At 71.3% G+C, this 12,301-nt stretch carries 9 protein-coding genes; 1 reads left to right on the top strand and 8 read right to left on the bottom strand.

The annotated features are described in order from the left end of the window. Window positions 1-26: 26 nt before the first annotated feature. Window positions 27-491, bottom strand: a complete 465-nt coding sequence (locus tag ABZV00_RS05275; protein ID WP_328422908.1) for a DUF4442 domain-containing protein — start codon at window positions 489-491, stop codon at window positions 27-29. Window positions 492-778: 287 nt separating this feature from the next. Here ABZV00_RS05275 and ABZV00_RS05270 point away from each other — a divergent pair, with 287 nt between their 5' ends. Next, window positions 779-1,948: an acyltransferase gene (locus ABZV00_RS05270; RefSeq protein ID WP_355602046.1), complete on the top strand. Its 1,170-nt coding sequence runs from the start codon at window positions 779-781 to the stop codon at window positions 1,946-1,948. 13 nt (window positions 1,949-1,961) lie between these two features. On the opposite strand, the gene ABZV00_RS05265 is transcribed toward ABZV00_RS05270, so the two are convergent. From ABZV00_RS05265 to ABZV00_RS05235, 7 genes are all read right to left on the bottom strand, one after another. Beyond that, complete coding sequence (locus ABZV00_RS05265; RefSeq protein ID WP_355602044.1) at window positions 1,962-3,005, bottom strand: hypothetical protein; 1,044 nt, start codon at window positions 3,003-3,005, stop codon at window positions 1,962-1,964. Window positions 3,006-3,098: 93 nt separating this feature from the next. Beyond that, window positions 3,099-4,451, bottom strand: a complete 1,353-nt coding sequence (locus tag ABZV00_RS05260) for an ABC transporter ATP-binding protein (protein WP_355602042.1) — start codon at window positions 4,449-4,451, stop codon at window positions 3,099-3,101. Between the two features lie 81 nt (window positions 4,452-4,532). Beyond that, entirely contained in the window at window positions 4,533-6,743 is a 2,211-nt protein-coding gene (locus tag ABZV00_RS05255; RefSeq protein WP_355602040.1) for a bifunctional glycosyltransferase family 2 protein/CDP-glycerol:glycerophosphate glycerophosphotransferase, read from the bottom strand. A gap of 15 nt (window positions 6,744-6,758) precedes the next feature. After that, a complete protein-coding gene (locus ABZV00_RS05250; protein ID WP_355602575.1) occupies window positions 6,759-8,792 on the bottom strand; it encodes a DUF5941 domain-containing protein in 2,034 nt (677 codons plus the stop codon). 41 nt (window positions 8,793-8,833) lie between these two features. Beyond that, entirely contained in the window at window positions 8,834-9,580 is a 747-nt protein-coding gene (locus tag ABZV00_RS05245) for an ABC transporter ATP-binding protein (protein WP_355602038.1), read from the bottom strand. Beyond that, window positions 9,581-10,408 (bottom strand): ABC transporter permease, encoded by an 828-nt coding sequence (locus ABZV00_RS05240; RefSeq protein WP_355602036.1) that lies wholly within the window; start codon window positions 10,406-10,408, stop codon window positions 9,581-9,583. 71 nt (window positions 10,409-10,479) lie between these two features. After that, a complete protein-coding gene (locus tag ABZV00_RS05235) occupies window positions 10,480-11,850 on the bottom strand; it encodes an L-serine ammonia-lyase (protein WP_355602034.1) in 1,371 nt (456 codons plus the stop codon). Window positions 11,851-12,301: the final 451 nt, after the last annotated feature.

Here is a 12,301-nt window from a genome sequence, read left to right as displayed (position 1 = left end):
CCCGTTTCCGCCGCCGCCAGCGCGGCTCACTGCGGCCGCAGCGTCCAGACCACGGTCATCGCCGAGGTGAGCGTGCCGTCCTCGGTGGCGATCTCCACCTCGACCGGGAACTCGGGTCGCTGGCCGGACTCCAGCTCTTCGATCACCTCGAGAGCCGGCCGGCCGAGCCGCGCGGTGGCCAGCACCGGCCCCAGTGCCAGCTTGCGGTAGGCGATCTCGGCCCGGACGGCGAGCGGCACGGCTCGGTCCAACAGCTGCCCGAAGGCGGCCAGCACCACCGCGCCGGAGGCCGTCTCGCCGAGGGTGAACATGGCCCCGGCGTGCGGCCCGCCGACGTGGTTGTGGGTGGCCGGCGAGTCGGGGAGCCGGACGACTGCCCGCACCCCGCCCTCCGCCTCGGGGGCCACCTCGACGATTTCGAAACCGAGCGTACGGGCGAACGGCACCGCTTCCAGCAGGCCGGCCGCCACCTGGCGAGAGTCGATGGTCATGCCCTGACGCTACTCGCGGGTAACTTGCCGGGGCAAGGCCGGCGTGGGTTCGGCCGGTGTTCATTGTTCGAACATTCGCCGGCCACCAGCGGATCACCCATTTCCACTAGCCCTCTCGGCGCACACGAAAATTGTCGAATGCGGCAAGCCGAATCACGTGAACAGCCGGCGAACAACCGGTGTTCCCGCACCGGAATCTGTGGGCTATACGCCTGATCAGAGCGCCTCCCGGAGGGCGGTCGGGGCAGCGCAGAGTGCTATAACCTGGCGCGGAACTGGAGGAATGAATGACGTCGACGCCCGCAGCCATCACACAAAAGCTACACATCCCCGCCTTGACCGGATTGCGCTGGTTCGCTGCTCTCGCTGTTTTCTTTCATCACTCGGCAGCGCACGATTCGCTGCCGGATCCGGTCCGCCGGATCATGGGAGCGGGCAGCAACGGCGTCACTTTCTTCTTTCTCTTGTCGGGGTTCGTCATCGCGTTGAACTACTTCGACGGCGCCACTCGGCCGACCCCCCGCAGCACCTGGAACTACCTGATCGGTCGGCTGGCCCGGGTCTACCCGCTCTATCTGCTGGTCCTCGTCGTCGTCTGGCTGGCCGTTGACGACCACTCCAACGTGAGTCGGTTCCTCATCCAGGTCCTCGCCCTGCAGTCCTGGCATCCGTCGCTCGTCGTCACGTACGGCATCAACGCACCGGGCTGGTCGATCGGCGTCGAGTTCTTTCTCTACGCCTGCTTCCCGCTACTGGTGTTGGCGCTGCGCCCGATCGCCAACAACGCCAAGGCTCTCCTCGCCGTGGCCGTGGCGGCGATAGTCGCGGCCTTCGTACTCGCGGCGTTGTTCCAGCACTTCCGCAACGGTCTGCCCGCCACGAACCCGTTCAGTGCGCACCGGTGGCTCTACCGAACACCCGCCACCCGCCTGGGGGACTTCACGCTCGGCATGGTGGCGGCACTGCTCCTCCGCCAGGCCAAGCGGTCGCGGCCCGCGTCGGCCGCCCGGGACCGGGTGCTGTCACCGTTGCTCACCTGGCTTCCCCTCGCGGCGACCCTGCTGCTGATGGCGTGGCCCGGCCGGACCCACTACTACGCCAGTTACGACGCGATGTGGATGCTCCCCGGAGTGCTGTTCTTCTTCGGCCTGAGCCAGTATCCCCAGTCCGCGCTCGGCCGCTTTCTCAGCACCCGGCTCGTCGTGTTTCTGGGCGAGGTCTCCTTCGCCTTCTATCTGGTGCATCGCCCGCTGATGCAGGTGGTCGGTGCAGCGTCGTGGGTGGACGACAGCTTCATGGCCTACTTCACCAAGATGACCCTGCTCGTCGTCTTCATCACTGCGGTCGCGACCGCCTGCCACTTCCTCTGGGAGCGGCCGGCCCAGCGGTTCGTCAACCGCTGGCTGAGGATCAAGTCGCCGGCCGCGCCCAGCAGCAGGCCCACCACGCCTGCGTGATCGGCAAGGGTCGTCAGAGGTTGCCGATGGTCCGCAGGATCTCCGCGTAGAAGTTGCCGTCGATGCTGCGGAAGAAGGCGAAATCCTGCCCCGGGTCGCCGAAGAACGGGCGCAGCGTCCAGGCCAGTTGGGTGCCGACGAAGCCGAAGAGCAGGATCCAGATGTAGAGCAGGGTCATGCTGGCCGGCCGCTGCGTCGGCTCGGCGCGCCGTGCCGGCGGGTTGCCCCACGGGCGCTGCGGCTGCGCGTAACCGGGCGGCAGCATGCCGGGCGGGAAGGAAGCGACGGCCGGCTGCCCGGCCCACTGGGCCGGGACCTGCGCCGGGACCTGGGCCGGGACCTGCGCGGCGGGCGAAGCCACGTCGGGGGTGGCGCCGTTCGGGACCGCACCGGCCGACCCGGCCGCCGCCGCTCCGGCCGGCACGGCCACCGGCTCGGCGACCTGGACAGCCACCGGGGCGGCAGCGGGCGCCGTGCCTGCGGGCACGGCGGCCGGCGCGGCCTGCGCCGGGGCCTGAGCCTGGGCCTGGGCCTGGGCCTGGGCCGCCTCCGGGGCGAGCAGGCCGTGGTCGTTGAGCACCTGCATGCCACCGGTCAGGAAACGCAGCCCGACCAGCGCCGACAGGGTCAGGATCGCCACGTTGAGCAGCTTGAAGAAGCCGTAGTCGGGCGCGGTGATCAGGAAGAAGAGGCTGATCGGCGCGAACGCCACCGCGAGCATCGAGGTGACCGTGATCGCCACCATCACCAGCGCCAGCGACTGGCGCACCGAGAGCCGGGCACCGAAGACCAGGTTGAACAGGTAGAGCGTGGGCAGGCAGATGGCCAGCGTGACCAGGAACAGCAGCGGCAGCTTCAGCGCGGAGGTCAGCGCCATCAGCGGGCTGTGGAAGGCGCCCAGCACCGCACCGTAACAGGCGAGCGCGATGGCGGAGCTGGCCAGCATCCGCCCGGTCATCGCGTTCAAGTCACGCTCGGCCACGATCTGCTGCCAGATGCCCTGCCGGTCGCGCAGGATGCGCTCGATGACGAGCGGGCTGGGACGATCACCCGACACGGGTGGACCCCTCTCGGTGGTCTTTAAAGTGGACTGGGTGCGCAGACGGTAGGACACCGGGTGGCGCCTCCGCCACCCCGCTCCGGCGTGGTGTCAACGCCACCCCACGTCGATCCGGGCTCCGCGCTCGTCGAAGAAGTGCAGCGCGTCCATCCGGACCGAGACGGCGAGCGCGTGGCCGGCGGCAACCGCCGGGTACGGCGCCAGCCGCACCGCCAGCTCCGCCGGCCTGCGGTGGTGTCGGCCCGGATCGGGGAGCACGCTGGTCCGGGTGCCACCACCCGCCACGTCTTCCGCCTCCACGGGCTTGCCGGTGAGCCGCTGCATCACCGAGCCGAACCGGCGCAGGCCGCGCTGGCCCACCGGCGCCGGGTCCAGCCGCGTGCCCATCTCGTCGACCACGATCGCGGTCGCCCCGATGTCGAGGAACGCCAGTGACTCGTGCCCGTGGTGCTCCAGGTAGCGGATCCGACCACGCAGCACGTCGCCAGGGCTGTCCGGGGAGACCGGGGTGAGCGCCTCGGCCCGCATGCCGACGACGATCCGCTCACCGTGGTAGTGCGCGATCGCCCGGCTGCGGATGTCGTTCCAGGGCAGGTAGAGCGACTGATCGCCGAGGTTGAGCGTGACGTACCGGTCGAGGTGGACGTAGACCGACGCCTCCAGCAGGTTCATCCGCGGGCTACCCAGGAAGGCGGCCACATAGAGCGTCGCCGGCCGGCCGTACACCTGGGTGGGGGTGCCCACGTCCTGGAGCACGCCGCGACGCATGATGGCCACCCGGTCGGCCATGGTGAGCGCCTCGGCCTGGTCGTGGGTGACGTAGACGGTGGTGACGCCCAACTCCCGGGTCAGGCCCGAGATCTCCGCGCGCAGCTCGGCGCGCAGCCCGCTGTCGAGGTTGGACAGCGGCTCGTCCATCAGGAACAGCCCGGGTCGGCGGACGATCGCCCGACCCATCGCGACCCGCTGCCGCTGCCCGCCGGAGAGTTGGCCGGGCTTGCGGGCCAGCACGTCGCCGATGCCCAGCGCGCTGGCCACGTCGCTGACCCGCTCACCCCGCGGTTCCGGCTCCACCCCGGCCAGCCGCAGCGGAAACGCGATGTTGTCGCCGACGGTCATGTGCGGATAGAGCGCGAAGTCCTGGAAGACCATGGCGATCTTCCGATCCCGTGGTGGCAGGTCGTTCGCGAGTTCCCCGTCGAGCAGCACCGCGCCCTGGGTCGGATCCTCCAGCCCGGCGATCATCCGCAGCACCGTGGATTTGCCGCAGCCGGACGGGCCGAGCAGCACCATGAACTCGCCGTCGTTCACGTCCAGGTTGATGCTGTCGACGGCCAATGTGCCGTCCTTGAAGATCTTGGTGACATCCTTGAGCGCGACGGTGGTCACCGTCTCCTCCCCCAGCTCGTCGACCGAACCCCACAAGACTGTGACCAGGATCATTGAATTAGCACATCGGGTGAACGTCTCATGTTCGATCGATGACGCTGCAATTAAGCGACACAGGGCCGGCGCCGAACGCGATCAACAGCGCGGCGACAGCCCCACCGACTCGCCCAGAAACACCCGGCGCACCACCCGCTCCGCCGCGCGCCCGTCGTCCAGCGCGCAGAACCGTCCCCGGAAATGCTCGCGGGCCTTGGCCGCCGCGTCCGAGCGCAGCGCGTCGGTACGGAACAGGTCGAGCAGGTCGGCGAAGGTGACGGCCACCGCGCCCGGCGGCTCCGCCGTGACGTCGAAGTAGACCCCCCGGGCCAGCCGGTACGCCTCCCAATCGGGGGCGTAGAGCACGATCGGCCGGTCCAGCACCGCATAGTCGAACATCGCCGAGGAGTAGTCGGTGACCAGCACGTCGGCGATCAGGTAGAGGTCCTCCACCCGCTGGTAGCCGCTGACGTCGCGGACCCGCTCCCGGTCCACCGCCCGGCGGGGGCGGCGATCCCGGTCATGGAAGTAGTGGCTGCGCATCAGCAGCCGGCCGGAGTCACCCAGCGCGTCGACGAACCGGTCGGGGTCGAACGGCGGCCGGTAGCCGGGCAGATGCTCGCGGTGCGTCGGGGCGTACAGCACCACCTGCTCGTCGGGGCCGAGGCCGAACTCCGCACGCAGTCGGCGCACCTCCTCCGGGCTGGCGGTGGCCAGCCGGTCGTTGCGCGGGTAGCCGACCTCCAGGGTGGTGTACGTGGCCGGGTAAGCCCGGTCCCACATCTGGGTGGAGAAGCTGTTCGCGCTGACGCTGTAGTCCCAGCGGTCCACCCGGCGCAGCAGCCCGGCGAAGTCCATCCGGCCCGCCCCGATCGGATAGCGCTGCTGGTCCAGCCCCATCACCTTGACCGGCGTGCCGTGGTGGGTCTGCACGTGCACCTGTTCCGGCCGCTTACGGACGAAGTCCGGAAAGTTGACGTTGTTGACCAGCCAGCGGGCCCGGGCCAGCGCCCGGTAGTAGGCCGGGGTGCCGGCGATGACGTACTCCGCCCCGGCCGGCACGCTGTCCACCCGGTCCCGGCGCACGATCCACACCCCACGCACCCCCGGCGCCAGCCGGCGGGCCACCTCGTAGATCGCCGCCGGGTTGCAGGCGTACCCCCGGTACCAGTAGGCCGCGTACACCGCGAGCGTCGGATCCACCGGCCGGCGCAGCTCCGCCCGGTAGTACTCGTACAGCAGGCCGTCCCGCGTCAGCCGGGCGCCGCGCCGGGCCGCCGGGCCGACCCGGCGTCGCGCGGTACGGACCTTCCGGCGGGCGACGTCGCGGGTCCGGCTGGCGGTCCGCAACGCGCTGAACGTCCGCCAGCGGCCGGCGGCGACCAGCCGATGCTTGATCCCCTCCACCCCGTCCGGCACCGGGTAGCCGCCGTCCGGCAGCCAACGGGCGTAGTCCGCCGTGATCTGCGCGAAGAAGGCGGGCCGCAGCTCCGGGGCGATCCGCTGGCCGTTGCCGAGCACGGTCAGGTAGTGCCAGATCATCCGCTCGAAGACCGCGGGGCGCAGGGCGCCCACCGCCGGCCCCCAGGAATCCATCAGGTGGAAGACCCGGTGCCACTGCGGGAACACCTCGAAGTGCCGGTCACCCCGGGTCCGGGTGATCGCACCGGCGCGGCGCTGCCGGTAGTTGACGCAGACGAGGTCGAGTACGCCGATCCGCTGCGCCGCCATCAGCACCGGGTAGCTGAACGAGACATCCTCGTACCAGCCGGGCGCGAAGCGCAGACCCAACTCGACCAGGAACTCCCGGCGGACCAGCCGGTTCCACGCGGTGTGCAGCAGCCGCATCGCCTCCGGCCGCTCCCGCAGCCGGAAGGGGGCCGCACCGGGCGACTCCGGGAACACCTCGGCCATCGCGCTCCGGGTGACGGTGTCGTTCCAGTGCGTCCGGACATGGTCGACCAGCAGCACATCCGGCCGGGTGGCTCGCAGCCGCTCGGCCACCTCCGGCAGGCACTCCGGTGCCAGCCAGTCGTCGCCGTCGAGGAACCACACGTACTCGCCGACGGCCCGGTCCAGCCCGACGTTGCGGGCCGGACCGAGGCCGACGTTCTCCGGCAGCCGGACTGACCGGACCCGCTGGTCGCGGGCCGCGTACTCATCGATGATCTCGCCGCTGGCGTCCGGTGAGCAGTCGTCGATGGCGATCACTTCGAGGTCGGTCTCCGGCTGGCCGAGGATCGAGTCGAGGCACTCGCGCAGGTATCCCTGCACCCGGAAGGCCGGTACCACGAAACTGATCAGGGTCATCCGGCCGTCCCTCCGTCAGCGCGGCGCGGCCCCTCCCGCGCCCACCGGCGCGGCCGACGCCCGCGCGCTACGGGCCGGCCGGACGAACCAGGCCAGGACGGCGCTCGCCACGAAAACCACGAGAAGGTACGTACCGAGTGTAGCCATGCCGATACTCACGATTCCGGCAATCGCCGCGAGGGCCAGCAGCACCGAGCGTCCCTCCCAGCCCAGCGTGGCCGGGTGCAGCGGTGGTGCCGCCTGCCGCTTCTCCAGCCGGGCCGTCAGGTCGTAGTGGTGCACGGTGAGCACGAAGACGTAGCCGAAGATCAGCCACCCCGGCGCCCCGCCGACCACCCCGACCGCGATCGCGAACAGGTACTCGGCGGCCCGCAGCGCGGCGGGCACCAGCCAGTCCAGCGGGCCGTTGTGCGCGGCCCCGGAGCCCAGGCCGCCGACCAGCAGCACCAGCAGCGCCACCGGCACCGCCCAGCGCAGCCCGTCGGGTACGTCGGTGAGCAGCGCCGCGACCAGCAGCGCCGCCGAGCCGAGCGCGGCGATCACCGCCAGGGTGAGCGGCCCCATCGGGCGGACCACCGGCAACCGGCGGGCCAACGGACCGTCGTCGCGGTGCAGGGTGGCATCGACGGTGTCCAGCACCGGCACCCACATCCAGCGGGCCCGCAGCGTCCGCAACGCCCCGGTGTACGCGAATGCCAGCGCACCCCAGACCAGCACCGCGATGAGGCTGACCAGCGGGTTGAACAGCGCCACGGTCAGCGCGATCAGCGCCCACCGCTCGCCGATCGGAAAGACCACGGTCCGCTTCAGCCAGTACGACAGCGAGCCGGTGTCCGCCTGCACCCGGGTCGACGCGGCGTTCAACCGGTCACCGATCCCACCGCTGGCACCCGTCGCCGCCCGTGGCCGGCGAGCCGCCTCGTCGTGCAGCACCCCGTACCAGGTGTCGGTCATGTGGCGGACGGTCTGCAACGTCATCGCGGCGATCGCCAACGCCCAGCCGTTGCCCAGCCCGGCGTGGCTCACCCCGAAGCCCAACCCGGCGTAGACCAGGTACTCCTTGGCCCGGTCGGCCATCGTGTCCAGCCAGCCACCCCAGGCGCTGAAGTGCCGCGTGTAGCGGGCCAGTTGGCCGTCGACGCAGTCCAGCACGAAGCCGAGGTAGAGCAGCACGGCACCGCTGACCAGCGCGGGTCGACCGCCGACCCCGAACAGCACCGCGGCGGCCAACGCGAAGAGCACCGAGATCACCGTCACCCCGGTCGGGGTGAGCCGGAGCCGGGCCGACAGCCGGACCACGTACGGCGACCAGGTGCTGACGAAGTAGGTGGAGAAGAAGTCGTCCTTCTCCTTCACCGACAGCCGCAACTCGGCCCGGTCCTCGTCGACCGCGGTCACCGCAGCCTCGGCCGCGGCCAGCCCGGCCGCGTCGTCGACCCGGTGCGCGACGAGCAGGCGTACCCGCTGGGCGAAGATCAGGGTGCCGAGCGCGGCGAGACCCGCGACGAGCCGGTCCACGGCGGACCCGGGGCCACCGGCCGCGACCGGCGCGGGACGCTCGCCCGCGTCGGGCCGCCCCGTCCTGCGGGCGGGCTCGAACGGCGCGACGTCCCCGACCGGGCCGAGCGGGGTGGCGATGGGCAGCAGGCCGATCGCCGCGGCCCGGGCAGCGGCGGCGAGGTTCGGCAGGTCGTCCACGCCGACCCGCAGCGCGCCGCCGAACACGCCGGTGGCGTCGCCGTCGAGAGCGTCCACCGCGCCGGCGTCGACGATCTGGCCGCGCTCCTCACGCACGGCGGTCCGCCCGGGCACGGGTGGGTCACCGAGCACCAGCGCCACCGTCGGCCCCACCGGGCTGGTGGCCAGGTGCCGCAGCACGGCGGTGTGCGCGACCAGGTCGGTGCCGGTGACCAGCAGCGGACCGGTGGCGGAGTCGGCCAGCGCGGCCAACTCGTCGAGGTTGGCGGCGAAGCGCACCTCGTCCGCCCCCGCCCGGCGCAACTGGGCGGCGAGCCGGTCGGCCAGCGGCTCGCCGGTCGCGGTGGTCAGGCCCGCCGCGGGCGTCCCGGCGGCGAGCACGATCGCGACCGTCACCGCGGGACCGCGGCGTGGTACGCGTCGAGCGCCTCGGCGATCGTGCCGTCGAGCGTCAACCGGCCCGCGTCGAGGTACAACCCCCGACGGCAGAACCGGGTCAGGTCCTTTTCGTTGTGTGACACCAGCACGAGCGTGCGCCCCTCCCCGAGCAGACGATCAATCGTCGCGTAACACTTCTTGCGGAACTCCGCGTCCCCGACCGCGGTCACCTCGTCCATCAGCAGGATCGGGTGCGGCAGGTGCGAGATGATCGCGAAACCGAGCCGCACCTTCATCCCCGACGAGTAGTGCCGAACCGACGTGTCGATGGCCCGTTCCACCTGCTCGCCGGCGAACTCGACGATCTCGTCGAAGTGCCGCTTCAGATAGCCCGTCGACAGTCCGTGCAGCCCACCGACCAGGTGCAGGTTCTCCCGCCCGGTCAGGTCGTTGGAAAAACCGGCGGAGAGCTCCAGCAGCGGGGCCACGGCGCCGTGCACCCGGATGCTGCCCTCGTCCGGAATGAGCACTCCGGCGATCAGCCGCAGCAGGGTGCTCTTGCCGGTGCCGTTGCGGCCGATCACCCCGACGGTCTCGCCCGGCTCGACGGTGAACGACACGTCGCGCAGCGGCCAGAACTGGCCGGGCAGGGCACCGCGCCCACCCCGGTGGATGAACAGCTCCCGCAGCCGCAACTGGCGGCGACGGTTGCGGACGAACCGGATGCCCAGGCCGTCTGCCTCGATGATCGGCGCGCCCATTCAGAGTTCCTTGAGCACGGCGGGTTCCAACCGGCGGAACGACCACCAGCCGGCGGCCAGCACCAGCAGGCTGACGGCGACCGTGGTGGCGAGCAGCCGGGCGTCCGGGAACTCGTCCGGGTACCAGATCGCGTGGTGCAGCTGGAAGATCCCGACCAGCGGGTTCAGCTCGTACAGCACCTTCAACCATCCGGGCAGGCCGGACTCCCGGACCAGGCTGAGCGGATAGATGATCGGCGTGGCGTAGAAGAGCACCCGAATGATCAGCCGCATGAGCCGCTCCACGTCGCGCATCAGCACGTTCCACGCGGAGAGCAACAGCGCGACCCCCACCAGCAGGACCGCCTGGACGGCCACCGCCAGCGGCAGGGAAAGCAGCGACCAGCCCAGGTGGATCCGGCCGTGCGCTACGTAGATCACCGCAATGGCGATCAGGATCGGCAGGCCGGCCGCGTACTCGGCGAACCGGCCGGTGACCCGGCCGATCGGGAAGACCTGGCGCGGCACGTTCATCGTGGTGATCAGCCGGGACTGGCCGGTCAGGGCGTTGGTCGCCTCGCTCAGCGCCGAACTGGTCCACATCCAGGCGAAGATTCCGGTGATCAGGAACAGCGGGTACGACCCGGCCGCCTCGCCGAGGTGCCGCCCGGTGTCCCGGGAGTAGAGCACGCCGAAGACGAACCAGTAGATGGCGCCCATACCCAGCGGCTCGATCAGCGACCAGAAATAGCCCAGCACTGACTGCTGGTACTTGACCGCCAGATCGCGCCTGACCAGGATTCGCAGCGAGTTGCGGTGCGACCACAACGCCGCGACGCCAGAGGTCACCGCAGCCTCCCGCCTCCTGAAACGGACGACAGGTTAGCAGTCGGTGAACGAATGCCCCGAGTCGGCCAGACTCAGCATTCGATCACGTTGACGGCCAGTCCGCCGCGCGCCGTCTCCTTGTACTTGACCTTCATGTCGGCGCCCGTCTCCCGCATGGTCTTGATGACCTTGTCCAGCGACACCGCGTGCACCCCGTCGCCGCGCAGCGCCAGCCGGGCGGCCGTGATCGCCTTGATGCTAGCCACCGCGTTCCGTTCGATGCAGGGGATCTGCACCAGGCCACCCACCGGGTCGCAGGTCAAGCCGAGGTTGTGCTCCATCCCGATCTCGGCGGCGTTCTCCACCTGTTCCGGGGTGCCGCCCAGCGCCTCGGCGAGCCCCGCCGCGGCCATCGAGCAGGCCGAACCGACCTCACCCTGGCAGCCGACCTCCGCGCCGGAGATCGACGCGTTCTCCTTGAACAGCACGCCGATCGCCCCGGCCGCCAGCAGGAACCGCACCACGCCATCGTCGGTGGCACCCGGCACGAACCGGGTGTAGTAGTGCAGCACTGCCGGGATGATCCCGGCCGCGCCGTTGGTCGGCGCGGTGACCACCCGGCCGCCGGCGGCGTTCTCCTCGTTCACCGCGAGGGCGAACAGCGTCACCCAGTCCATCACGCGCAGCGGGTCCGTGGTCCCGGTGTCCGCCTCCAGGCTGCGCCGCAGTTCCGCCGCGCGCCGCCGGACCTTCAACCCACCCGGGAGTACGCCGTCCCGCTCGCAGCCGCGCTCCACGCACTCCCGCATCACCCGCCAGATCTCCAGCAGGCCGGCCCGGATCTCCGCCTCGCTGCGCCAGGAGCGCTCGTTGGCCAGCATCACCTCGCTGATCGACAGGCCACTCGAGGTGGTCGCCTCCAGCAGCTGCGCCCCGGTCAGGAAGGGGTACCGCACCTTGGTGCTGTCTGGCTTGATCCGGTCCGCGCCGGCAGCCGCCTCGTCCACCACGAAGCCGCCACCGACCGAGTAGTAGGTACGGCTGCGCAGCTCGGCACCGGCCCTGTCGTACGCCACGAAGGTCATCCCGTTCGGGTGGTACGGCAGCGACCGGCGGCGGTGCAGGGTCAGGTCCCGGCCCGGGTCGAAGTCGATCTCGTGCGCGTCCAGCAGGCTGATCCGCCGCTCGGCCCGGATCCGCTCGACCCGAGGGCCGACGGTGTCCGTGTCGACCGTCTCCGGCGCCTCACCGGCCAACCCGAGCAGCACCGCCCGGTCGCTGCCGTGGCCGTGCCCGGTGGCACCCAGTGAGCCGAACAACTCGGCCTGCACCCGCGTCGTGTCGGTGAGCAGCCCGTCGGCCTTGAGCCCGGCCGCGAAGGTGCGAGCGGCCCGCATCGGCCCCACGGTGTGCGAGCTGGACGGCCCGATGCCGACGCTGAAGAGATCGAAAACACTGATCATGGCTGCGCTTCCTCGCCGTCGTCCCGTCGTGCGGGATCCGGCCGTGTCGTGGCCGCCCGGTCAGGTGGCCCCGCTCGTGGCCGCCCGGTCGGGCGGCCGCTGGTCACCCGGGGTGTGGGTGCCCAACCAGCGAGCCTACCCGCCCAGCTCACCGCCCACCCGGCCAGCGCGACGCGGCCACCTGACCGCCGCCCACCCGCCGTCTCACCGCCACCTCCCCGCGGCATCCCGGCGCCCATGGCACACGGACCGCCCGCCCGGCCGCTCGCCCGCCCGCCCCAAGATCACGCTCGATCCTGGTTGTAGTGGTCTCCTCCCGCCCCAAGGCCGCTACATCCAGGATCGAGCACGATCTCGCGCGGGGCGCGGGGCGCGGGGCGCGGGGCGCGGGGCGCGGGGCGCGGGGCGCGGGGCGCGGGGCGCGGGGCGCGGGGCGCGGGGCGCGGGGCGC

It is taken from the genome of Micromonospora sp. NPDC005173 (assembly GCF_040608515.1).
Lineage (GTDB): Bacteria > Actinomycetota > Actinomycetes > Mycobacteriales > Micromonosporaceae > Micromonospora.
Note: the sequence above shows the minus strand (reverse complement) of the source record. Positions and strands in the feature narration are given on the sequence as shown.

What these genes read in the sequence shown, in the direction of transcription:
- ABZV00_RS05275 (WP_328422908.1), bottom strand. Translation starts at nt 491, where the DNA reads ATGACCATCGACTCTCGCCAGGTGGCGGCCGGCCTGCTGGAAGCGGTG.
- ABZV00_RS05270 (WP_355602046.1), top strand. Translation starts at nt 779, where the DNA reads ATGACGTCGACGCCCGCAGCCATCACACAAAAGCTACACATCCCCGCC.
- ABZV00_RS05260 (WP_355602042.1), bottom strand. Translation starts at nt 4,451, where the DNA reads ATGATCCTGGTCACAGTCTTGTGGGGTTCGGTCGACGAGCTGGGGGAG.
- ABZV00_RS05255 (WP_355602040.1), bottom strand. Translation starts at nt 6,743, where the DNA reads ATGACCCTGATCAGTTTCGTGGTACCGGCCTTCCGGGTGCAGGGATAC.
- ABZV00_RS05245 (WP_355602038.1), bottom strand. Translation starts at nt 9,580, where the DNA reads ATGGGCGCGCCGATCATCGAGGCAGACGGCCTGGGCATCCGGTTCGTC.
- ABZV00_RS05235 (WP_355602034.1), bottom strand. Translation starts at nt 11,850, where the DNA reads ATGATCAGTGTTTTCGATCTCTTCAGCGTCGGCATCGGGCCGTCCAGC.